Below are 21688 nucleotides of genomic sequence, written 5' to 3'. Positions count from 1 at the left end.
CGGCCATCAGATGCGCACGACTTCCGGCCGGGCCACCTTGTCCTCGATCATCCGGTCGATGACCGCCCTGGCCCGCTCGACGGGATCGACGCCGACCTGCCCGATGGTCCTGGTCAGCTCGGCCGCGATGACGCCCGCGACGATCGGGGCGGCGAACGAGGTGCCGCTCCAGCCGCAGAACGGCCCCATGGCGTCGCAGTCGAGCGAGGCCCGCTCCCCCGTGGCGAGCAGCGCGCTCTGGGCGCCGCTGAACTGGGGCGGGAAGGTGCTGACGACCATCGCGCCGGGGGCGCGCCAGCGTACGGCGGGATGCTCGTTGCTGAAGATGGCGATCGTGCCGTCGGGGTTCTTGGCGGCCACGCCGAGCATGGGCGCGACCGGCGGGCCCGGCACGGCCGTCTCGGAGAGGGCGGCGAGGTAGAAGGGCCGGCTCGTGGCGTAGTTCCCGGCCGCGTTGACCACGATGACGCCGCGCGCCCGGAGCTGGTTGACCTTGTCGAACAGCGCCTGCATCGCCGCGTCGCCGGTCTCGGCGAAGCCGCCGAAGGAGCAGCACAGCACGTCGATGTTTCGCCCGGCGTCCATCAGCGCGAGCATGCGGTCGAGCGCCGCGTGCACGGCCTCCTCCGGCACCACGCCGTCGCTGTGCATGACCTTGTACGCCAGGACGCGGGCGTCCGGCGCGATCTGGGCGATCAGGCCGGCCAGCATGAGGCCGTGGCCGGTGTGCGAGTTGAGCGTGCCGATCAGCGGGTTGGGCAGGTGGCCGAGGTCCTCGTAGCCGACGAGCCTGGCGATGTCGCGGCCCTCGTAGGCGGGATGGGTGTCCTCGATGAGCTGCTGGCCGTCCGGGTCGACGGTGAGGAACGCGTCGGGCTCGGTGACCGGCAGGAACCACGGGTGCGCGGCCACGCCGGTGTCGAGGGTGACCACGGTGATCCTGGGCCCGCCGAGCTCTTCGAGCGTGCGGCGGCGCGGCGGCCCGGCGACCACGGTCAGGGGGACGCGGCCGTATCCGGGGCGGGTGGCGGTGCCGGGCTCGTCGGTGACGGCGTGTCCGCTGGTGGCGGGCTCACCGCCGAGGCTGAGCGAGCCGATCCCGCTGGTGGCCGAGCCGACGAACAGGTGGTCGAGCGAGATCTGGGCGACGCCGTCCCTGATGGCCTGATCGGTGCCGGACTCCTCGGTGAGCCGCCTGCGCAGGGCGCGGAGCGCGGGCCAGGCGTCCGCCCGCACGTCCCGGCGTTCCGGGGCGATCTCCAGGACGGCGGGCATCCAGACGGTCTCGGCGCCGAGCTCCCGGTCGCGGGCGCGGTCGATGCTGGCCCGCGACAGCCTCAGGCCGACGTCGTACAGCGCCGCGTCGATCCAGTCGGTGGCCTCGCGGGCGCGCAGCACCTGGCCGGGGACCAGCAGCACGTCCGCGCGGTAGACGGTGGAGTCGGGACGGGTCTCGCCCGGGTCCAGGCCGACGGCCCACGGATCGAGGACCTTGGCGCCGTGCCGGTCGAGGATCTCGCGGGGAAGGGTGACGCCCTGCCAGGACGGCCCGAAGGGCTCACCTCCGCCGCGCCCGGTCGGCTCGGGGATGTAGTCGATCGTCAATTGCACCGCCTCCGTTCTTCCCTCTGTGGCGTACGAGAGCGGATCGGCGGCGGCGATACGCGGCGCCGGGTAACGGAAGCGTCACGATCCCGTCCGGCCAGGCCGGCGCACGGGGGCGCAGGCGGTCAGGCAGGCGCACGGGAGCCGGGCGGGCGCGGGCGGTCAGGCGGGTGCGGGGTCAGCGGCCGGCCAGGGGGTCGATGCCGCGCAGCATCATCCCCTGCCCGCGTGAGCCGTGCACGTCTTCGGCGGGCAGGTCCTCGGGGTCGCGGAACTGCACCAGCAGCGTCGTACGGGCCTCGTCGGACCGGTTCACTCCCGACCCGTGCACGGTCAGGTAGCTGAGGAACAGCACGTCACCCGCCCGCGCCTCGACCGGCACCGCCTCCTCCAGCGGCCACCTCGACGGCGGCAGGTGCCAGCCGCCCTCCTCGACGTGCGGCAGCGGGCCCCGCCGGTGGCTGCCCGGCACGACGCGTACGCAGCCCTTCTCCTCGGGCGCGTCGTCGAAGTGGAAGATGGCCGCGCCGACCGTGTGCCTGGTGTGCGGGAAGTGGGCGGCGTCCTGGTGCATCGGGAACGGCGAGCCCTTCTCCGCCGGCTTGACGAAGATCTTGGTGTGGTGGAGCTGGACGTTGCCCGAGCCCATCAGCTCCGCCGCCACGTCGGTGAAGCGCGGGTCGACGATGAGCCGGGCGAACGCGGCCGAGTAGAACTGGGCGTCGTGACAGTGGCGCAGCTCGGTGGCGCCGCCTCCGGCGATCCGCCGCGCGCTGCCCCAGGTGGGGTCGGAGGGGCGCAGCCGCGCCAGCAGCGCGTGGCACTCCTCGCGGTAGGCTCTCGCCTCGTCGGCGCTGATCAGGCTCTTGACCAGCGCGTAACCGTTGTCCCGGTAGAACCGTGCCGGGGAGATCTCGTTCATGCGGCCCTCCAGTTCCTTCATGGTCATGCCCGCTCCGGGCCGCCTGTCCACTTCGCACCGGTACGGTCGGGCGCCCGACGTCGGAAAGATGATTGACTGTGCTCCGTAAAACGTTTCATTGCGATCTTTGCGGAAGGTCACCCCCGTGGACTACGAACGCCAGCCGTACCGGAGATGCGGCCGCAGCGGACTGCTCCTCCCCGCGGTCTCGCTCGGCCTGTGGCACAACTTCGGCGAGGCCAAGCCGCTCGAAAGCCAGCGCGCGATCCTGCACAAGGCCCTCGATCTCGGCATCACCCACTTCGACATCGCCGACCGGTACGGCCCGCCGATCGGCGCCGCCGAGGCCGCGTTCGGGCGGATCTTCCCGCGGTCACTGCGCGACGAGGCCGTGGTGACCACCAAGGGCAGCAACCCCATGTGGGACGGCCCGTACGGCAAGGGCAACTCGCGCAAGCACCTGCTGGCCACCCTGGACCGCTCGCTGGCCCGGCTCGGCCTCGATTACGTGGACATCTTCTACCTGCACCGCGACGACGAGGACACCCCGCTGGAGGAGCAGGTCGCCACGCTCGACCACATGGTCCGCACCGGCCGCGTCCTCTACGTCGGCGTCTCCAACTTCTCCCCCGAGCGCACCGCCGAGGCCGCCCGCCTGCTGCGCGGGCTCGGCACGCCACTCCTGGTGCACCAGCCGTCGTACTCGCTGCTGAACCGGCGCATCGAGGAGTCGCTGCTGGGCGTGCTCGAACAGGAGGGCATGGGCTGCGTGGTGTACTCCCCGCTGGCCCAGGGCCTGCTGACCGACCGGTACCTGAACGGCATCCCGGCCGACTCGCGGGCGGCCGAGGGCCGCTTCCTGACGCCGGAGCGGGTGACGCCGCAGGTGCTGGCGTTCGTCCGGGCGCTGGCCGGGCTGGCGAGCGCGCGCGGGCAGACGGTGGCCCAGCTCGCGCTGGCGTGGGCGCTGCGCGACCCGCGGATCACCTCGGTGCTGGTGGGGGCCTCCAGCCCCGAGCAGCTTGAGGCGAACGTGGCCGCGGTGGACCGGCTCGACTTCACCGAGGACGAACTGGCCACCATCGAACGGGCCGCCAAGGAGTCGGGCGTCGAGTCCTGACCCGCCCTGGGTGACCAAAGTATCGGGGCGGTACATCGATCGATGTACCGCCCATTTCGCTCCTGGGGACGATCAGAACGGGCCCGCCCGCCAGCAGGCTTGAATGCGTGGACAGACGCATCGGCGCACTCGACGTGCTGCGCGGCGTGGCCATCATGGGCACGCTGGGCACCAACATCTGGATCTTCACCGACCCCGGCGGCCCCGGGGCCTTCCTGAGCCTCGGCGCGGACGCCGGTGGGGCGGAGACGTTCCTGCGATTCCTGTCCAACGGCAAGTTCCTCGGGCTGCTCACCCTGCTGTTCGGCGTCGGCCTCGAACTGCAGTACCGCAGCGCGGTGCGCAGGGGCCTGACCTGGCCGGGACGCTACCTCTGGCGGGCCGCGCTGCTGCTGGCCGAGGGGATCCTGCACTACGTGCTGATCTTCGAGTTCGACGTGCTCATGGGGTACGCGATCACCTCGATGATCGTGGCGTACCTGATCGGGCGGAGCGAACGCGTCGTCACGGCCTGGATGGTCGCGGCCGGGACGCTGCTCCTGGCCATGGTGGGCCTGCTCACCGCACTGCTCATGATCGTGCCGGCGGGCGGGGGCACGGCGGCGCCGCACCCGTCCGGCTGGCTGGAGCAGGTGGAGCTCCGCCTGCGCCACGCCGCGATCTTCCGCGCGGAGCTGCTCTTCATCGTGCCGCTCGGCATCGTGCTGTTCCTGCTCGGCGCGCGGCTGATGCGCGCCGGCGTCTTCGAGGAACGCGGCGCGCGCCTGCGCGGCCGGCTGATCGCCGCCGGGATCGGCGCCGGAGTGCCGCTGAACCTGCTCACCTCGTTCGCCGGGCCCGCCTGGTTCATGGTGGACCGCTACCTCGTGGCGCCGCTGGTCTCCCTGGGCCTGCTGGCGCTGATCACCTCGATCGTGCTGCGGGCGCGGAGCGCGCCCGGCGTCCTTCGCCGCGGCTTCGCCAACGTCGGCCGTACGGCGCTGTCATGCTACGTCTTCCAGAACCTGGCCGCCGGCGCGCTCTGCTACGGCTGGGGCCTCGGCCTCGCCACCCGCCTGGACGGGCTGCGGCCCTGGTGGGTGCCGGTCGCCTGGGCCGGGATCTGCCTGCTGTTCATGGCCCTGTCGTCACTGTGGCTGCGCCGCTTCGACCGCGGCCCGATCGAACTGGCCTGGCAGTGGGCCTACCAGGCGCCGTGGCGGCAGGCACCCGCCGAGGCGAGCCGATAGCCGGGCCGGTGCGGGTCCTGCCGTCAGGCAGGACCCGCACCGGAGTCGTCGCCCACCGGGGCCGGGCGGACAGGGTGCCCAAGATTGCGGACGTGGTCCTTCCCGCGGCTCGCCGACGCGCGGGGGCGTGCGTGACAGTCGTGTGCATGACCGACACAACGCCCTCAGCCGAGCCCACCCCCGCAGGCGCGGAGCGACCGCTGCCGATCCGGGTGCTGCTGGGCGTCGCCCACCGCTGGCCCACCTGGCTGGGGCTGGCGGTCATGGCGCAGAACGCCTTCGGCATGGACGACGGCCGCCCCCAGGCGCTCATCGTGTTCCTGGCCGCGCTGATCTACCTGGGCACCGCGCTGGTCGGCCGGCCGGCCGTGGTCTGGCCGCTGTTCATCGCGTCCGTGGTGGGGGTGGGGGTGGCACGGGTGCTCGACGCGGACCCATGGCCTGCGCTGGTGGGCGGGGCGGTGTGCGTGACCGTGCTGGCCCTGGTGGCCGGCGTGGCGCGGCGGGCGCCGTTGACCGCGCTGCAACTGCCCTTCCTGCTGGTCTTCGGCGGCGCCGCGGTCGCCGCGCTCTCCCTGTCGCCGGCCATAGGCAGTTACCTCGTCGCCGCCGCCCTCATCGGCCACGCCGTGCAGGACGTCATCGTCTGGCGGGCGAACCAGGTGGTGACGCGGTCACTGGCCGAGTTCTGCGCCGTGCTCGACCTCACGCTCGGGGTGGCGATCCTCCTGCTGGTCTGACCGGCCCTTCCGCCCGATTCTTGCCCGGAGGTTGACGACCTGTCCGGCAGCGCTTACCGTTCCGGCAGCCGGTGAAATTATCGACACACGCCCGAAACTTTCGGGCGTGTGTCGGGCTCCTCTGGCACCCCCGGCTCCGGCATCGGAGGTAACACGGTGAAGCTCCTGATCATCGCTTTAGCGCTCGTCCTCGCCACCCCGGCCCTGCCCGCGTCCGCCCATCCGCGCCCACCGCGCGACCTGCGGCAGCTCGCGCAGCAGACCGGCGTCAAGATCGGCTCCGCGGTCGACATCGCCGCCCTGCGCGCGGAGTCCGACTACCGCAGGGTGCTCAACCGCGAGTTCAGCCACGTCACCGCGGAGAACGCGATGAAGTGGGAGTCCGTCGAGCCGGAGCGCGGGGTCTTCACCTGGGCCGACGCCGACGCGCTGGTCGAGAACGCGCGCCGCAACCACCAGCAGGTACGCGGCCACACCCTCGTCTGGCACAACCAGTTGCCCGCCTGGCTGACCAACGGCGTGGCCGACGGCTCGATCGACGCCACCGAGCTCAGGAAGATCCTGCGCGACCACATCACCACCCAGGTCCGCCGCTACAAGGGCAAGATCAGGGCCTGGGACGTGGTCAACGAGGTCGTCGAGGACGACGGCACGATGCGGCAGACCCTCTGGCTGACCCACCTCGGCCCCGGCTACATCGCCGACGCCTTCCGCTGGGCGCACCAGGCCGACCCGCACGCCAAGCTCTACATCAACGACTACAACCTGGAGTGGAACGCCCCCAAGATCGAGACCACCTTCGCCCTGGTCAAGGACCTGCGGGCGCAGGGGGTGCCGATCCACGGGGCCGGCTTCCAGGGCCACCTGGGCATCCAGTACGACTACCCGGGCGACTGGGCGAACGTGATGCGCCGCTTCGCCGGCCTGGGCCTCGAAATCGCGGTCACCGAGCTGGACGTGCGCATGGTGCTGCCCGTGACGCCGGAGAAACTGACGACCCAGGCCACGTACTACAGCCGGGCGCTCTCCGACTGCCTCAGCGTCCGCGCGTGCCGCGAGCTGACCGTGTGGGGCTACACCGACCGGCACTCGTGGGTGCCCGGCTGGTTCGACGGTGAGGGCTCGGCCTGCCTGCTCGACGAGAACCTCGCGCCCAAGCCGGCCTACCAGGCGCTGCTGACGGTGAAGCGCCCCCGCTGACGCCACCGGTCCCGGCCCAGGTCCGCGCCGGTGGTTCGGCGCGGACCTGGGCGGCTGTCTCGTCAGGACGGGTCCAGGCGCTGGAGCAGGCCGTACACGAAACGGGCGCGGTACGTGCGGCCGCCGTGGGGGAAGTCGACCGTCCAGTGCTGCGGGGCGGGGCCCTCGATCTGGACGGCGCCGGGGAAGCTCGCGCCGAGGTCGGCCACGACGCACGTCCACGGCGCCAGGTCCGCGAACGCCACCTCCGCCGGGCCCTCGGGCCGGACGAACCACTGGTTCCACACCTCGCCGCCGGGGCCTACCAGGGCCTCGAACGCCAGGCCCGGCCAGCTCGGCAGCGGCCAGCGCAGCACGTCGCAGGTCAGGCCGCCCGCGGGCCTGCTGCCCCGGTACGGCGGCGCTCCCAGCGCCATCCGCAGCGCCGCGGCCCCCTTGGGCGCCCTCGGGGCGTGGGCCAGCCGCGTCCAGTGGGCGTGGGCCTCGCGGAGCTCGGCGCGGGAGGCGCCCATGTCGTGCAGCGCCTCCTCAACCTTGCCGGCGTTGAGGTCTTTCATGCGGTGCATCAGCGCCAGCTCGAACTCGCGCACCCGGAAAGCCACGGGATACAGCTTGCCAGCACCTCGGGGTCACGGCGCCCGTCAACGGCCGGAGGTCTTCACCACACCTCGCGGCCGGCGACCGCCGAATCGTTGGAGTCGCCGGCGGCGATCACGTCGGCCAGGGTGATCTCGCTGAGCAGCGCGTTCTCGTGGCTGCGCAGCCGGTCCCAGATCTCGGCCAGGGGCGCGGCGGCCGGGGAGAAGGGCCGGGCGGGCGGTTCGGCGCCCTCGGTGACGCGGATGACGTCGGCGAGCGCGATATGCCCGGCCGGGCGGGCCAGCCAGTAGCCCCCGTCGGGGCCCCGCTGGCTGCGGATCAGGCCCGCCCGGCGCAGTTGGAGCAGGATGTTGTCGCAGAAGCGGCGCGGGATCTCCTGCGTGACGGCGATCCGCTCGGCGTGCACCGGGCGGTCGGCCACGGCCAGGGCGAGCATGGCGCTGAGGGCGTACTGGGTACGAGCGGAGATTCTCATGGGCGGCGGGCTTCAGGCGGAGGCCGTCTCCTCCTCTGAGCCGCGGGGGCGCAACTCGCTCTCCACCGCCTCGACCGACTCGTTGGCCTTGTCACGGCGGTACTCGCGTACCGAGTAGGCGATGGCCGCCGCCCAGATGACGGCGATGACGATGTACGCCACGGTCTGGACGCCGGTGGAGGCGTCGATCCAGTCGCTGCGCAGCAGCGTGCGCACGTTCGTCAAGACGATGACGCCACCGACGGCCGAGCCGAGGATGCGCGGCGGGATGTGCCGGACCAGCCAGGCGGCGATCGGCGCGGCGATGACGCCGCCGAGCAGCAGCACGGCGACCCAGGAGAAGTTGATGTTCTCCGAGCCGATGCCGACGAAGAAGCCGACGCTGGCCGCGATGGCGACGAGGAACTCGCTGGCGTCGATCGAGCCGATCACCTTGCGCGGCGCCATGCGCCCGCTGGCCAGGATCGCCGGGGTGCCGACGGGGCCCCAGCCACCGCCGCCGGTGGCGTCCACGAAGCCGGCCACCAGGCCGAGCGGCGCGAGGAAGCGCCGGCGCAGCGGCTTGCCCAGGTTGCCGCGCGGCAGGCCGAAGGCGGTGAAGCGGATGAGGATGTAGACGCCCAGGGCGAGCAGGATGATCGACATGACCGGGGCGGCGACCTCGGTCGACAGGCTCGACAGGAACGTCGCGCCGGCGAACGCGCCCACGGCTCCCGGGATGCCGATCTTGGCGACGACCTTCCAGTCCACGTTGCCGAAGCGCCAGTGGGAGATGCCGGAAGCGAGCGTGGTGCCGATTTCGGCGAGGTGGACGGTGGCGGATGCCGCCGCCGCGTTGGTGCCGATGGCCAGCAGCAGCGTGGTCGAGGTGACGCCGTAGGCCATGCCCAGGCTGCCGTCGACCAGCTGAGCCGCGAGACCGACCAGCCCGAGCAGGATGAGTGCCCGCACGATCTCCCCTTTCCTACCATTCCTACTATACAAGTAGGAATAATACTTTAAGACGGGGGGCGTCCTGTCAACCCCTGGCCGGGGAACAACTGAGCGTCGGCGGCCTGAACGACGACGGCCGCCCCACCCCTCGAACGGGGCGAAGCGGCCGCAGCGGCTCGTCTGGAGCGGTTCTGGTAGGGGATCGGGCGGGATCAGCTGGGGATCAGGGCCTTGACGGTGAGCTCCTCCGGGCCGGCCGGGCCGTCGAGACGGATCGACAGCTCCCACACGCCGCTCATCGCGAACAACTCCCCCTCGGCCACGAAACGGCCGGGCTCCCGCTCGCGTGCGGCGACCTCGGGCGTCGAGTGCCCCATGTCGGCCATCACCGCCGACAGCGTCACGGTGCCGGCGTCGCCCGAGGTCACCTCGACCTCGGCGGCGACCCGCCCGGGCGCCGGATTCTCGATCAGTACGGTGACGGCGTAGCGCGTGCCCGTGGTCGTCAGGCGCAGCGGCTCGGCCGCCATGCTCCTGCCCACGACGAACAGCGTCACGGCGACGACCACGAGCGCCAGGGCCGCGAGGGGCCACTTCCGGCTCATCGCGTGGCCTCCGACGCCGTCACGTCCACGGCGAAGGGCACGGTGACGACGCCCTCACCGGTGGCGTACTGGGCCCAGGCCAGATAGCGGCCCGCCTGCGGGAAGCTGAAGGTGAACCGCAGCCGGGAGCCCGGGGTGCCCATCTCGTGGACGTGGCCGAAGAAGGTGCCGTCCTGGCTGCGGACGAGCAGGTGACCGGCCATCCCGAGCCAGGGACGCACCCCCGCGGGCGCGTCCAGCTCGATCGTCGCCGGACGCCCCGCCACAGGAACGTCAGGCCGCAACCGCGGCACGGCACTCACGCCACCGGCGCCGGTCTCAGTCGGGTCCGTGGCGGCCGGGTCCGTGGCTGAACGGTCCGACGACGGTGGGTCCGACGGTGGGTCCGACGGTGGGGCCTCGCCGCCTATCGTGACGGTCGCGGTGGCGAGCTGGCCGCCTGAGCTCTCCCGTTCCAGCTCGGTATGGGTCAGGTAGCGGCCGGGGCGGTCGGCGCGCAGCCTGACCTCCAGCCGGCCCGGCGCCGTGCGCAGGGGGTGCAGGTGGCGGAAGTAGCGGCCGTCCTCGCTGGTCACGACCACGTGCGCGAGGGCCTCGTGGTGCACGGCGAGATCATCCACGGGACGGCCGGTGGAGCCGTCCACGAGGTCGATCCGGAGCGTGAACTCCTCCCCCACCGCCGGCCGAGCCGGCACCGTCGCCACCCGCGCCTGCACGTACGGCCGCCCGCCCGTCATCACCCCCGCGCCCGACCCCGCCTCGTACCCCGCCTCCGACGACGCCTCGGGCGCGGCACCGTCGGGGACGGGCGGCGGCATCCAGGGCTCGAACACGATGACCATGACGGCGACCGTCACCCCGGCCGCCGCCCCCGCCGCCAGCGGCATCGCCGTGCCCCGCCGGGCGAGCGCCCCGGTGAGCAGGCCGCCCACCAGCAGCATCGCGGCCACGAACAGGCCGCCGTAGATCAGGAAGTCGCCCGCGGAACCGCGGTCGACCAACACCCGGAACGGGATCACGGCGACCTCGTTCCCCGCGCTCAGTTTCAGCTCGTGCAGCCCGGTCCGGTCCACCCGGAGCTCCGCGTACTGCGGATCCCGCGCCGCCGCCCGCGCCGTGCCGGTCGCGGTCCGCCCGTCCTCGACCGAGCGCACCTCCAGGCCGACCGGCAGCGCCGCGACCGGCTGGTACGCGATCACCCCGATCCGCAGCGGCCCCGGCACGCGAGGCGTCCCCTTGATCACCACCGTGACCTCGGCGCCGGCGATCGTCTGGGCGATCCGCAGATCCGCCCCCACCGTGACGTTGTGCGCCGCGGCGGGGGCGGCGGTGCCCACGACCAGCACGGCGACGAGACACAGCACCTGGACCGCCGCCGCTCGGAGCCGTCGGATCATGCCCGCTCGGTGTCGGGGAGCGCGTTGGGCAGGAACAGGGCCCCGAACGCCAGGCCGATCAGCCCGGCCACGACCGGCGCGCCCGTCCACAGCTCCGGGACGGCGGGCAGGCCGCCGCCCGCCACCGAGGCGACCGCGAAGTAGAGCGACCAGGTGGCGAACGGCGACAGCCCGGCGAAGGCCCAGAAGGCGCCCCGGCGCGCGGCCGACGGGCGCAGCCGGAGGATCAGCAGGTCGCTGACCAGCCCGCCGGCCACGAACGCCAGCAGGATCGGCAGGTTCCTGAACTCCGTCTGCGCGCCGGGCATGAGGACGCTCAGCGCGTACAGGACGGTCACCGCGCCGAACGGGAGCCGCCAGCGGCGGACGAGGAAGAGCACGGGGGTGAGCGTGACGACGTTGGTGATGACCAGCGCGGACGCCAGCCGGGCGGCGCCCTGGTTGTCGGTGGCGGAGAAGTTCTCGACGATGCGCTGCGGCCCGTACTGCATGGCGTCGCCGTACGAGAGGAAGAGCCACACCAGCGCCGTGGCGAAGCCGAGCCCGATCAGCGCGGGGAGCAGGCGTCCGAGCGACGGCCTGTCTCCCACGTCGGGGGCGTTCCAGGTGGAGCGGAGCGGGGTCGTGATGATGATGAGCATCGTCACGATAAGGCCGAGATGCGATGGGCTGAAAAGAATGTCCAGATTCGTCTCGATGCCGAGGATCGTGTGCCACATCATGTCCACGAATCCGAAGGCGGCGAACGCGGGAATCGCCACCAGCCCGGCCAGATATCCGTTGGGCACGGCCGCCGGCCCCTGCCGCCCGGCGCGCACCCCGCGCCACACCTGCCAGCAGATCCAGCCCGAGACCACGGCGAACCCCGAGTAGAACACCGCGTGCCACGGCGTGAAGAACGTCTCCAGCTCGGTGAGGTTGGTGTGCGCCCACGCGTCGATCATCAACCCGACACCGAACCAGATGCCCAGCAGCGCCGTCACGAGGTCCGTCCGGGGAGAGACCCAGCCGCGCGGCTCACCTGAATCCGCGAGTAAACGCCGCACACCGGTATTGGTCAACGCCACGTGATGTCCCCTTTCGGCGGTCCGATTTTCCGACGCCTCGAATCTAGCGCGGCGCACCAAAATACGCGTAAGTAGAATTACAGTACAATTTCACGCTACGTACCTGCACGAACACGATTCAGCGGCTTTCTGGTTAAAGGGGGATTTCTGGCGTCCGGAATACACAGGAAACCTGGAACTATCCCGCTTGAGAACAGCAGGCGTCCTGCGCGATGCTGGTGTGTCAACAGCGCGTGAAGTCCGTACCGGGGGTGGGATGAGGTCGTCTCTGCGGGTCCTGCGCTGGCTGCCGTTCATCGTCATGCTGGGCGTCACCCTGGTCGATCTGCTGGCCGGCCAGAACCTCGTCTTCCTGCCGCTGCTCACGCTGGGCCCGGCCTTCGCGTCGGTGTCGGGCGGCGTACGACGTACGGCCGCCGTCGGAGCGGTGGCACTGGCCATCTGCGTGCCCATGGCGATCTACAACGACCTGCTGTTCACCTGGGCCAACAACCTCACCGTCATCTCCATCGCCGGGGTGACGGCGGCGAGCATGCTGGCCAGCCGGCTGCGCCTGCAGCGCGAGCGCGAGCTGGCGAGCGTGCGGCAGGTCGCCGAGGCCGCCCAGCGCGTGCTGCTGCGGCCGGTGCCGCGGCGGGCGGGCGACGTGCGGGTGGCGCTGTCCTACACCTCCGCGGCGGCCGAGGCGCGGATCGGCGGCGACCTGTACGAGGTCGTCACCACCCCGCAGGGCGTCCGGCTGCTGATCGGCGACGTGCAGGGCAAGGGGCTGGCGGCGGTCGAGACGGCGGCATGGGTGCTCGGCGCCTTCCGCGAGGCCGCCTACGACGAGGCCGACCTGGGCGACATCGGCGACCGCCTGGAGGCCAGCCTGGCCAGGCACTTAGGCGGCGAGCAGTTCGTCACCGCGATCATCGCGGAGATCCACGAGAAGGAGATGTCGCTGGTCAACTTCGGCCACCCGGCGCCGCTGCTGATCCTGAGCGACGGCGAGCTGCACGCCCCCGAGCCGGACGAGCAGGGGCTGCCCCTCGGGCTGGGCGTGTTCGAGACCTCGGCGCCGAAACCGCAGCGGATCCCGTTCGGCTCCGGCGACCGCGTCCTGTTCTTCACCGACGGGGTGATCGAGGCCAGAAACGCGGCCGGCGAGTTCTACCCGCTGACGAAGCGGGCGTGGCTGCTGCGCCGCGACGACCCGCAGGAGGCACTCGACTCGCTGCGGACGGACCTGGTGCAGCACACGGGCGGCCCGCTGCACGACGATGCCGCCATGCTCCTGCTCCACCGCCCGTAACGACTGGTCCCGCCCGTGACGACCGGGTCAGGCGATGCCGGGCACCAGCGGCACCGTGGTCGACTCCCGCACCACCAGATGGCACGGGCGGGCGTGCCGCCCCGGCGACGGCGAGCCGTTGATGGCGGCCAGCAGCATCTCCGCCGCCGTCCTGCCCAGCCCTTCCAGGTTCATGTCCACGCTGGTCAGCGGCGGCTGGCTGCCCTCCACCATCACGCCCCAGTTGTCGAACCCGACCAGCGCCACGTCCTCGGGCACCCGCCGCCCCACCGAGCGCAGGGCGTCGGCCACGCCGCGGGCGATCTGGTCGCTGCCGCAGAAGACGGCGTCGAACTCCGTCCCGCCGGCCAGCAGCATCCCGATCGCCTGCCGCCCCCACACCTCGCTCCACGCCCCGAACAGGGTCGGCCCTGCGGGTGCGAGCCCCGACTCCGCCAGCCGCTCGGCCGCGGCGCCGGCCCTGACCCGGGCGGAGTGATGGTGTTCTGGACCGGTGATCTGCGCGACGCGGGTGCGGCCGATGGCCAGCAGGTGCTCGACCGCCTTGCGCGCCCCGCCCGCCTCGTCCGGCACCACGGAGCAGTCGTCGGGGTCGGTCGAGCCGATGTAGGCGTACACGACGGGGACGGGCAGGGCCGGGGAGATCGGCGCGCGCGCCTCGGTGCGGCGGCCGGTGACGATGATGCCGTCGACGCGGCGGCCGATCAGGGTCTTGACGTGGTACTGCTCCCTGATCGGGTCGTCGCGCCCGTCGCACAGGAACACCGACATCTGCCCCGCCCCCAGCGCGTCCTCCGCGCCCATGAGGACGGGGATGCTGAACCGGCCGATCGTGTCCGTGGTGATCATGCCCACGGTGTACGTCCGGCCCGAGTGCAGGCTGCGCGCCCCCGCGTTCACCTCGAAGTTGAGCTGCCTGGCCGCCTCCCTGACCCGCGCCCTGGTCTCCTCCCGCAGCGATCCGCGCCCGTTGAGGGCCTTGGAGGCCGTGCCCACCGACACCCCGGCCAGCGCCGCGACGTCGGTGATCGTGACGTGCCGCTCCATTTTCCTCATTTTTCTCCGCTTTCCCCATCCCTCGCCACCCCCACTTTATCCTCCGTTGACGTTCACTCCACGGCGGCACCGGCTGGAGGCAAACGCTTTCCCCAGCTTTCCGCACCAGCGCGGGATCGCCTGAGTGCGTTCGGGCAGAAAGGAAGGCTCCGGCCGGACGCGTGGCGCGTCCGGCCGGAGCCGGGGTCGGTCGGGAGGCTGGGGCGGGCAGGAGGGGGAACCCGCCCCAGCTCGTCAGGTGGCGTTCGCCCGCAGCGCGGGCGGCACGATCTGCTCGTACGACGGCAGGTGCTTGACCAGCCCGGTCGTCCGGTGGAAGGCGATGGCGGCGTCGAAGGATGACCGGGGGAAGCCGATGCTCTCGGGGATCTCGCTCCGCATGAGCGCGGGCAGCTCGGTCAGCGCCTTCGGGTCGATGCCCTTGAGATAGACGCCCAGCAGCCGGATGATCTCGGCGGTGTCGGCCTGGTGGATGAAGCGCTGGGCGCGGCCGAGCGCGTTCTGGAAGGCGGCGACCTCCTTGGGCTTCTTGTCGATGATCCGCTGCGTGGTGAACACGACGCCGTGCGAGGTCCGTTCCAGCCCCGGCACGTCGCCGGCGGCGGGCGAGATGAAGCGCACGCCGATCCCGGCCGCCGTGGCCTGCTGGGCGATCGGCTGGAAGAAGGCGAGCGCGTCGACCCGTCCCGCCTTGAGCGCGCCCAGGGCGGCCGCGGCGGTGCTGCCGAGGTTGACCAGTTCGCTGTCCGTGGCGGAGTTCATCCCGGTCTTGGCGAACAGGTACGTCACCAGCGCCTCGGTCCCGCTGCCCGGCCCGGTGATGCCGATCTTCTTGCCGCGCAGGGCGCGGATGCGCTGGTCGAGCGGATCGGACGGGGTCGCGCCGGCGAAGGAGGTGCCGACCACGACGTCCACGTAGTAGCGATCGACCAGGTTGGCCACCAGCCTGCCCTTGTCGTCGATCCTGGCCAGGTTGAGCGCGTCGGTCATCACTCCGGCGCCCAGGTCGATGCTGCCCGACTTGAGAGCCGCGGCGACCTTGGCCCCGGTGCCGAGCCTGGGCCGCTCGCCGAGCTTGACGCCCTCCTCGGCGAAGTAGCCCTTCTGCTCGGCCACGAACAGCGGGAAGAACGCGAGCGAGTTGCTGATCTGGCCGACGTTCAGGACGCCGGGCGGCGTGGTCGAGCTGCGCTGGGCACAGCCGGTCACGGCCAGCAGGAGCGTGGTGAGGATCAGCACGCTCAGGGCGGCCGGCCGGGGGCGGGTCCTGAGGATCGGCACGCGCGGGGCGGCCGTGCGGGAGCGGGGTGCCCTGGCGCGGGTCACCGCTCCTCTCCCAGCGGCTTCCACCGGCTGGCGCGGCGGTCGAGCATCCCGACGAGCAGGTTCAGCAGCGCCGCGATCACGCTCAGCACGACGAGGGTGGCGAACACGCCGGCGGTGTCGAACTGCGCGGCGGCGTCGTTGATCAGGTAGCCGAGGCCCCGGTTGGAGGCCACCAGCTCGCCGATCACGGCGCCGATGAGCGCGTACGGGATGGCCACCTTGAGCCCGGTGAGCAGGCCGGTCATGGACGAGGGGACGACGACCTTGACCAAGATGTCGCGCCGTCCGCCGCCCATCAGGCGTACGGCGTCGATCAGGCCGCGGTCCACCTCGCGCACGCCCGCGGCGGTGTTGAGGAAGACGAGGAAGAACACGGTCGCGGCGGCCAGCAGCACCTTCATGCTCATGCCGATGCCGAACCAGACGATGAACAGCGGCGCCAGGGCGACCTTCGGGATGGCGTACAGGGCCATGATGAACGGGTCGAGCACCTGGTAGAGGGCCCGCGCCGAGGCCAGGGCGAAGCCGGTCAGCGCGCCGGCCGCGGCGCCGAGCAGGAAGCCGTAGACCACCTCCTGGACGGTGATCCAGGTGTTGGACCACAGCGTGCCGTCCTGGTGCCACTGGACCAGGCGGGTCCAGATGTCGCTGGGCCGGCTGGTGAAGGTGATGTCGAACCAGCGTTCGGCGGTCAGCTCCCACACGACCAGCAGCGCCACCACCAGCAGCGCTCTCAGGGACCACACCGTGGCGGTGCCGCCGTGCCGGGTCCACCAGCTCCTGTCGAGCCGCACGGTCTGGATCGCGGTCATCGGGCTCCCTCCCGCAGCGCGGCGGTGAGCTCCCGGTGCAGGGCGACGAACTCGGGGTCGATCCTGAGCTCGTCGGCGTCCCTGGGCCGGGGCAGGTCAATGGGCCGGTCGAGCACGATGCGGCCGACCGGGCCGAGCACCACGACCCGGTCGCCGAGCAGCAGGGCCTCTTCGATGTCGTGGGTCACGAACGCCACCGTCTGGCCGCCGTCCGCCCACAGGCGCAGCAGCTCGGCCTGCAGCTCGCCGCGGAGCTGGGCGTCGAGGGCGCCGAACGGCTCGTCCATGAGCAGCGTCTCCGGATCGCCCGCCAGCATCCTGGCCAGGCTGACCCGGCGGCGCATCCCGCCGGACAGCTCGCGCGGGTAGTGCCGCTCGAAGCCTTCGAGGCCGACCTTCCCGATCAGCTCGGCCGCGCGTTCCCTGCGTCTCTGCGCGGGCACGCCGCCGATCTCCAGGGGCAGCTCGACGTTCCTGTGCACGCTGCGCCACGGCATGAGCGTGTCGGACTGGGTCAGGTAGCCCACCTCCGTACGCGGGCCCGCGACCGGCCGGCCGCGGTAGGAGACCGTGCCCGAGGTCGGCGTGGCGAGGCCGGCGAGCAGGTTGAGCATGGTGGACTTGCCGCAGCCGCTGCGGCCGAGCACGGTGACGAAGCTGCCCTGGGCGATCGTGAGGTCGAAGTCGCGCAGTGCCACGACGCCTACGGCGTCCTTGACGAACTGCTTGCCGAGCCCGCTCACCTCGATCACGGTGTCGCTGATCACGGTGTCGCTCATCGGGGGCCCGCCAGCCGGCGGGAGTTGTCCACGGCCATGATGCGTACGTCCTTGTCGGTGAAGCCCTCGGCGAGCAGCCGGTCGGCCAGCAGGGCCAGGCCGTCCTCCACGGGCGGGTTGAAGGGCTGGCCGAGGTCGCTGGAGAGCACGGAGTGCTCGGGGCCCACGGCGTCGATGTGCTCGAACCAGGTCTGCCAGGAGACCTTGCCGGAGTGCGGGGTGGTGAAGCAGCGTTCGAGCAGGGCGCCCTTGGCGGCCAGGGCGCGCTGGCGGTCGATCGCGATCCGCTGCGAGGTGAACTCGGGATGGGTGACCACGATGCGGCGTACGCCCTCCGCGACGGCGGCGCCGACCACCGCGTCGATCTCGTCGGCGCTGAGGTGCCCGGTGGCCAGGGTCAGGTCGTGCTGGGCGATCAGCCGCAGCACCTGCCTGGTCCGAGCCGGCACCGTGCCGTCCGGCCCCGCCACGTCCACGGGATCGGCCGCCATCCCTGCCTCGCGCAGGTCGTTCTGGAGCCTGGCCCACATGGGCGGTGTGGCGCCCTCGGGGTCGCTCGCGGTGCAGGCCCGCTGGTTGGCGCTGTCCACGGTGGGCAGCCAGACGAACCGGGCGCCGCCGCGTGCGGCGATCTCGACGGCGATCGGGTTCATGCCGCCCACGGAGGCGTTCAGCGTGATCGCCCCGACGGCGTCCACGCCGGGCACCGCGGCCCGCACGACCTCGGCGCGTTCGGCGGTGGGCACGTAATGAGACTTGAGCACGAAGCCGGCGAGCCCGACCTCGGCGAAGCGCGCCGCGAGCGTCAGGTCGTCGATCCGCCTGCGCATCACATCCGGTGCCACGTGGACGTGGACGTCATAGGCGTCCGCGACGAGGTCACGCGCTCGCGCGGAGGGCTGGGGGTGATCCGGCATGCATGTCTCCCACGATCCGTTTGCTGAAACAGATTGTTAACAATATGGGCGACAACCGTCAAGGGCGATCAGTCCCGAGAATCCCTCAAGGCCGCGATCACGCTGCGCAGATGACGGCGGGCCGCCTGTTCGGCCGCGCCGGGGTCCCCCGCGCAGATGGCGTCGATGATGGCCAGGTGCTCGCCCAGCGACCTGGCCGGGCGGCCGCGCTGTATGGACAGCCGGAACTGGTGCCGGACGACCTGGCCGCGCAGCCGTTCCAGCACCCGTCCCGCGATGGACTGGCCGCTCAGCTCGCGGACGCGGCGGTGCAGGAGCTGGTTCAGCTCCGAATAACCGAGGACGTCGCCCGACCGCACCGCCTCGGACATGAGCGCGCCGATCTCGCGCAGCTCCGCGACCTCGCCCGGGGTGACCCGGCCGGCCGCCTTGGCCGCGCACAGGCCCTCGACCACCATGCGCACCTCGGTGATCTCGATCGCCTCCTCCAGCGAGACCGCCCGCACCCGCGCGCCGCGGTTCTGCACCCGCTCGACCAGGCCCTCGTTGGCCAGTTGCAGGAGCGCCGAGCGCACGGAGCTCCTGCTCGCGGAGAAGCGCTCGGACAGGTCGGCTTCCACGAGCCGCTGGTCAGGCACGAAATCGCCCCGCATGATCCCTTCACGGATCGCGCCGAGGACCGTTCCCGCGTCTGTGGACACGTTCCCTCACTCAGATTGTCAACAATCATGTGAGAGATATCGTAATCACTCAGCTCGGCGGCGGCAGATCATCAGCTCCGTCGTGGGGCTCTCACGGACGACGCGGACGAGCCGCCGCTCCACCGGCGACAGCAGCGCCCCGGCCACCCGGCCGGTGGCCTCGGTGAGCGTGACGCCGCGCAGGAAGCCGCCCCACAGCTTGCGCCACACCGGGTTGGCGTCGACCTGGGCGTTCATCAGCACGAGCATGGGCGCGCGCCGGACGACGTCGAAGCCGGCCTCGCCGAGCGCCGTGGTGATCCACGGCAGCGTGTGGTTGACCTGGTGGTCGCCGCGCTGCTCGGGCCGGTGCAGGAAGTTCTCCGACAGGACGAGGACGCCGCCCGGCTTCGTCGCCCGCCCGAGCGTGCGCAGGGCCGAGCGGTAACGTTCGTCGTCGGTGATGTGGAACAGCATGTCCATGGCCGAGACCGCGTCGAACGAGGCCGGCTCGATCAGCTCGCCCGGATCGGCGAGGTCGAGCTGGAGGATCTCGGAATCGGGGAAGCGGGCGATCAGGCGCTCGACCGCGGCCTTGGTGAGGTCGGCTCCAGTGATCGACCGGGCGCCGAGCGCCCGCCACTGGCGCAGGTAGAAGCCGGTGCCCGAGCCGACGTCGAGGACCTTCGCCGAGGCCAGGCCGAGCCCGAGCCGGCCCACCTCACGCCGGAAGACCTCTCCTCGAATCAGATACATGTACGAGTTGAACGCCCGGCCGAGCTGCTTGTAGCCGACTCCGCTCTCGGTCCAGTCGGCCTCCAGGCGGCGCTCCCAGAAGTCCTTCAGTTCGGTGTGCCTCATCAAGCAGCGCTCCCCACTGAGCCGTTCCGAATGGCAAAGCCTTTCGGCAGTAAGCCCGGCTGTCAACACGCTCTACGTGGACGAAAATCAATGTTGACAGTTCCAAGTATGACGGGAAGGGTTTCCAGGCCGCGCAGGATCATCATCGCGCTCTGCGAGCGCCACTGGAGCCGTTCAGGAGGGCAGGCGAGCCGGATCCCGGGAAAGCGGCCGAGCAGCGAGGTGAACGCGATCGTGCCCTCCAGCCTGGCCAGCGGCGCGCCGAGGCAGAAGTGCGGGCCGTGGCCGAAGGCGAGGTGCTGGTTGTCCGGCCTGGCCAGGTCGAGCTCATCGGGCCGGTCGAACCGGGCGGGGTCACGGTCGGCGCAGTTGAGGGCGACCACGACCAGGCTGCCCGAGGGGACGGTGACGCCGTCCACGTCGACGTCCTCGACGGCGGTGCGCAACGTGGCCCGCTCGACCGGCCCGTCGTAGCGCAGCAGCTCCTCCACCGCCGCCGGCACCAGCCCGGGATCGGCGACCAGGGCGCCGAGCACGTCCGGGGCGCGCAGCAGGGCCAGGGTGCCGTTGCCGATGAGGTTGACCGTGGTCTCGTGTCCGGCGACCAGCAGCAGCATGAGCTCGCCGAGCAGTTCGGTCTCGTCCAGCTCGCCGTGCCGGTCGGCGGCCACGATCAGGGCGCTGATCAGGTCGGGCTGCGCCTCGCTCGCGAGCTCCCTGTCCATCCGCTCCCTGCGCTCGGCGACCAGGCCGGACAGGTAGCCGGTGAGCGCCGTGGCGGCGGCCTCCCGCCGCTGCCTGACCTCGGGGGCCGACGCCGTGCTGATCAGGTCGCGGCTCCACGTACGGAATCGATCACGGTCGGAGACGGGCACGCCGAGCATCTCGCTGATCACCGTGATCGGCAGCGGGAAGGCGAACCCCTCGATGAGATCGACCTCCTCGCCGGCCGGCAGGGCGGCCAGGAGGTCGTCCGTGATCTCCTGGATGCGCGGGCGCAGGGCCAGCACCCGCCTGGCGGTGAAGGCTTTGCCGATCACCCGGCGCAGGCGGGTGTGGTCGGGCGGGTCGCACGAGAGCATGTTGACGCCGAGCGGCCCGGCGTCGCCGGTGACGAGCCCCGCTTCGCGCAGGAAGGCCGGCGCGTTCTTCGGATGTTTGGACAGGCGCGGGTCGTTGAGCGCGGCGCGGGCCTCGGCGTATCTGGTGATCAGGTACGCGTCGCCGCCGAACGGGGTGCGGACGCGGTGCACGGCGCCGCGCTCGCGGAGCCGGGCGTATTTCGGGTACGGATCAGCCATGTGGTTGCCGCCTTCGTGCTCAGCCTGCACCGGCGCGCCTCGCGGAGCCCGCGCGCCTATTCTACGACGGCGCGCTCTGCCCGATCCGTCCCCTGTGTCACACCCCCTGTGTCACAACGTGTCGAGGCCGTGCATGACGAGGTCGACGGCGCGCCGCATCGTGGCCAGGAACTCCTCCTCCGAGTGCCCCATCTCCAGGCTGACCAGCCCGATCGCCCCCACCGCGCCCATCAGCGCGCCCACCGCCGCCAGCGCCGTCAACCGGTCGATCTCGCCGGGGAACGCCGCGACGAACGCGTCGGCGATCTTCCGCTGCGAATCGAACATCACATGCAGGCCCTTGGCCTGGACACTGGGGACGGTGGCGACCAGGTTGCGGTAGACGTCCGTCAGCTCAGGATCGGCCGAGAAGGGCCCCTCAGCCAGGTATCCGGCCGACAGGGACAGCTCGCAGGTCCGCAGCAGCAGATCGGCCATGCGCTCGCCGGGCCGGCGCCCCTTGATCACGTCGAGGGTCAGCTCGTAGTAGCGCTCGGCGTCGGTGAAGACCAGGTCCTCCTTGCTGGAGAAGTAGTTGAAGAAGGTCTTGGTTGCTATGTCCGCCTCTGCACTGATCTGCGCGATGGTGGTCCGCTCGTAGCCCTGCTCCTTGAACAGCCTGAAGGCCGTACGGACCAGCAGCTCCCTGGTCTGGCGTTTCTTGCGCGCCCGGCGCGTCTCCTCCACGGTGACACATCTTACACGCCGAAAATTTTTACACTCCTTGTAC

At 71.6% G+C, this 21688-nt stretch carries 22 protein-coding genes; 5 read left to right on the top strand and 17 right to left on the bottom strand.

The window, feature by feature from the left end; all coding sequences use genetic code 11:
- Positions 1-6 precede the first annotated feature (6 nt).
- Entirely contained in the window at positions 7-1605 is a 1599-nt protein-coding gene (locus ABFX54_RS27600; RefSeq protein ID WP_346109415.1) for a S8 family peptidase, read from the bottom strand.
- 178 nt (positions 1606-1783) lie between these two features.
- Positions 1784-2554 carry a phytanoyl-CoA dioxygenase family protein gene (locus tag ABFX54_RS27595; RefSeq protein ID WP_346109413.1) on the bottom strand — a complete coding sequence of 257 codons (771 nt, stop codon included), beginning with the start codon at positions 2552-2554 and terminating at the stop codon, positions 1784-1786.
- Positions 2555-2672: 118 nt separating this feature from the next.
- Here ABFX54_RS27595 and ABFX54_RS27590 point away from each other — a divergent pair, with 118 nt between their 5' ends.
- The 4 genes from ABFX54_RS27590 (at position 2673) to ABFX54_RS27575 (ending at position 6816) form a co-directional block, all read left to right on the top strand.
- Positions 2673-3647 carry an aldo/keto reductase gene (locus tag ABFX54_RS27590; protein ID WP_346109412.1) on the top strand — a complete coding sequence of 325 codons (975 nt, stop codon included), beginning with the start codon at positions 2673-2675 and terminating at the stop codon, positions 3645-3647.
- A gap of 107 nt (positions 3648-3754) precedes the next feature.
- The gene (locus ABFX54_RS27585) at positions 3755-4876 is read left to right on the top strand and encodes a DUF418 domain-containing protein (protein ID WP_346109410.1); all 1122 of its coding nucleotides are present in this window, start codon (positions 3755-3757) and stop codon (positions 4874-4876) included.
- A gap of 146 nt (positions 4877-5022) precedes the next feature.
- The gene (locus ABFX54_RS27580) at positions 5023-5616 is read left to right on the top strand and encodes a hypothetical protein (RefSeq protein ID WP_346109408.1); all 594 of its coding nucleotides are present in this window, start codon (positions 5023-5025) and stop codon (positions 5614-5616) included.
- 156 nt (positions 5617-5772) lie between these two features.
- The gene (locus ABFX54_RS27575; protein WP_346109406.1) at positions 5773-6816 is read left to right on the top strand and encodes an endo-1,4-beta-xylanase; all 1044 of its coding nucleotides are present in this window, start codon (positions 5773-5775) and stop codon (positions 6814-6816) included.
- A gap of 62 nt (positions 6817-6878) precedes the next feature.
- Here ABFX54_RS27575 and ABFX54_RS27570 read toward each other — a convergent pair whose 3' ends face one another.
- From ABFX54_RS27570 to ABFX54_RS27545, 6 genes are all read right to left on the bottom strand, one after another.
- The gene (locus ABFX54_RS27570) at positions 6879-7418 is read right to left on the bottom strand and encodes a hypothetical protein (protein WP_346109404.1); all 540 of its coding nucleotides are present in this window, start codon (positions 7416-7418) and stop codon (positions 6879-6881) included.
- 56 nt (positions 7419-7474) lie between these two features.
- Positions 7475-7891: an RrF2 family transcriptional regulator gene (locus ABFX54_RS27565; protein ID WP_346109402.1), complete on the bottom strand. Its 417-nt coding sequence runs from the start codon at positions 7889-7891 to the stop codon at positions 7475-7477.
- Between the two features lie 12 nt (positions 7892-7903).
- Positions 7904-8842: a sulfite exporter TauE/SafE family protein gene (locus ABFX54_RS27560; RefSeq protein ID WP_346109400.1), complete on the bottom strand. Its 939-nt coding sequence runs from the start codon at positions 8840-8842 to the stop codon at positions 7904-7906.
- A 194-nt stretch (positions 8843-9036) separates the two neighbouring features.
- A complete protein-coding gene (locus tag ABFX54_RS27555) occupies positions 9037-9429 on the bottom strand; it encodes a hypothetical protein (protein WP_346109398.1) in 393 nt (130 codons plus the stop codon).
- Positions 9426-10826 (bottom strand): hypothetical protein, encoded by a 1401-nt coding sequence (locus ABFX54_RS27550; protein ID WP_346109396.1) that lies wholly within the window; start codon positions 10824-10826, stop codon positions 9426-9428. Before ABFX54_RS27550 ends, ABFX54_RS27555 begins: the two co-directional genes overlap by 4 nt.
- Positions 10823-11809 carry a hypothetical protein gene (locus ABFX54_RS27545; RefSeq protein ID WP_346109394.1) on the bottom strand — a complete coding sequence of 329 codons (987 nt, stop codon included), beginning with the start codon at positions 11807-11809 and terminating at the stop codon, positions 10823-10825. Before ABFX54_RS27545 ends, ABFX54_RS27550 begins: the two co-directional genes overlap by 4 nt.
- A gap of 340 nt (positions 11810-12149) precedes the next feature.
- Here ABFX54_RS27545 and ABFX54_RS27540 point away from each other — a divergent pair, with 340 nt between their 5' ends.
- Entirely contained in the window at positions 12150-13187 is a 1038-nt protein-coding gene (locus ABFX54_RS27540; protein WP_346109393.1) for a PP2C family protein-serine/threonine phosphatase, read from the top strand.
- Between the two features lie 27 nt (positions 13188-13214).
- Here ABFX54_RS27540 and ABFX54_RS27535 read toward each other — a convergent pair whose 3' ends face one another.
- The 9 genes from ABFX54_RS27535 to ABFX54_RS27495 all read right to left on the bottom strand — a co-directional run bounded on the left by ABFX54_RS27535 (position 13215) and on the right by ABFX54_RS27495 (position 21645).
- Complete coding sequence (locus tag ABFX54_RS27535) at positions 13215-14234, bottom strand: LacI family DNA-binding transcriptional regulator (RefSeq protein WP_346109391.1); 1020 nt, start codon at positions 14232-14234, stop codon at positions 13215-13217.
- A gap of 243 nt (positions 14235-14477) precedes the next feature.
- Positions 14478-15569: an ABC transporter substrate-binding protein gene (locus ABFX54_RS27530; RefSeq protein ID WP_346109390.1), complete on the bottom strand. Its 1092-nt coding sequence runs from the start codon at positions 15567-15569 to the stop codon at positions 14478-14480.
- Positions 15566-16381, bottom strand: coding sequence for an ABC transporter permease (locus tag ABFX54_RS27525; protein WP_346109388.1), 816 nt, complete (start codon positions 16379-16381; stop codon positions 15566-15568). The genes ABFX54_RS27530 and ABFX54_RS27525 overlap by 4 nt, the downstream gene beginning before the upstream one ends.
- Positions 16378-17160 carry an ABC transporter ATP-binding protein gene (locus ABFX54_RS27520; RefSeq protein ID WP_346109386.1) on the bottom strand — a complete coding sequence of 261 codons (783 nt, stop codon included), beginning with the start codon at positions 17158-17160 and terminating at the stop codon, positions 16378-16380. The genes ABFX54_RS27525 and ABFX54_RS27520 overlap by 4 nt, the downstream gene beginning before the upstream one ends.
- Complete coding sequence (locus ABFX54_RS27515; RefSeq protein ID WP_346109384.1) at positions 17157-18077, bottom strand: DUF6282 family protein; 921 nt, start codon at positions 18075-18077, stop codon at positions 17157-17159. Before ABFX54_RS27515 ends, ABFX54_RS27520 begins: the two co-directional genes overlap by 4 nt.
- 68 nt (positions 18078-18145) lie before the next feature.
- Positions 18146-18778 (bottom strand): GntR family transcriptional regulator, encoded by a 633-nt coding sequence (locus tag ABFX54_RS27510; RefSeq protein WP_346109383.1) that lies wholly within the window; start codon positions 18776-18778, stop codon positions 18146-18148.
- 45 nt (positions 18779-18823) lie between these two features.
- Positions 18824-19621 (bottom strand): class I SAM-dependent methyltransferase, encoded by a 798-nt coding sequence (locus tag ABFX54_RS27505; protein WP_346109381.1) that lies wholly within the window; start codon positions 19619-19621, stop codon positions 18824-18826.
- Positions 19622-19680: 59 nt separating this feature from the next.
- Complete coding sequence (locus ABFX54_RS27500; protein ID WP_346109379.1) at positions 19681-20919, bottom strand: cytochrome P450 family protein; 1239 nt, start codon at positions 20917-20919, stop codon at positions 19681-19683.
- Between the two features lie 111 nt (positions 20920-21030).
- Complete coding sequence (locus tag ABFX54_RS27495) at positions 21031-21645, bottom strand: TetR/AcrR family transcriptional regulator (protein ID WP_346109377.1); 615 nt, start codon at positions 21643-21645, stop codon at positions 21031-21033.
- Positions 21646-21688 lie beyond the last annotated feature (43 nt).

The sequence above is a fragment of the Nonomuraea maheshkhaliensis genome (assembly GCF_039529435.1).
Lineage (GTDB): Bacteria > Actinomycetota > Actinomycetes > Streptosporangiales > Streptosporangiaceae > Nonomuraea > Nonomuraea maheshkhaliensis.
The sequence above is the reverse complement of the archived record's forward strand: the minus strand, read 5'-3'. Positions and strand labels throughout refer to the sequence as shown.

Excerpts from the sequence above, each read along its gene's own strand:
- ABFX54_RS27565 (WP_346109402.1), bottom strand. The coding sequence starts at position 7,891 with ATGAGAATCTCCGCTCGTACCCAGTACGCCCTCAGCGCCATGCTCGCC.
- ABFX54_RS27595 (WP_346109413.1), bottom strand. The coding sequence starts at position 2,554 with ATGACCATGAAGGAACTGGAGGGCCGCATGAACGAGATCTCCCCGGCA.
- ABFX54_RS27535 (WP_346109391.1), bottom strand. The coding sequence starts at position 14,234 with ATGGAGCGGCACGTCACGATCACCGACGTCGCGGCGCTGGCCGGGGTG.
- ABFX54_RS27525 (WP_346109388.1), bottom strand. The coding sequence starts at position 16,381 with ATGACCGCGATCCAGACCGTGCGGCTCGACAGGAGCTGGTGGACCCGG.
- ABFX54_RS27540 (WP_346109393.1), top strand. The coding sequence starts at position 12,150 with ATGAGGTCGTCTCTGCGGGTCCTGCGCTGGCTGCCGTTCATCGTCATG.
- ABFX54_RS27580 (WP_346109408.1), top strand. The coding sequence starts at position 5,023 with ATGACCGACACAACGCCCTCAGCCGAGCCCACCCCCGCAGGCGCGGAG.
- ABFX54_RS27520 (WP_346109386.1), bottom strand. The coding sequence starts at position 17,160 with ATGAGCGACACCGTGATCAGCGACACCGTGATCGAGGTGAGCGGGCTC.
- ABFX54_RS27550 (WP_346109396.1), bottom strand. The coding sequence starts at position 10,826 with ATGATCCGACGGCTCCGAGCGGCGGCGGTCCAGGTGCTGTGTCTCGTC.
- ABFX54_RS27500 (WP_346109379.1), bottom strand. The coding sequence starts at position 20,919 with ATGGCTGATCCGTACCCGAAATACGCCCGGCTCCGCGAGCGCGGCGCC.
- ABFX54_RS27555 (WP_346109398.1), bottom strand. The coding sequence starts at position 9,429 with ATGAGCCGGAAGTGGCCCCTCGCGGCCCTGGCGCTCGTGGTCGTCGCC.
- ABFX54_RS27515 (WP_346109384.1), bottom strand. The coding sequence starts at position 18,077 with ATGCCGGATCACCCCCAGCCCTCCGCGCGAGCGCGTGACCTCGTCGCG.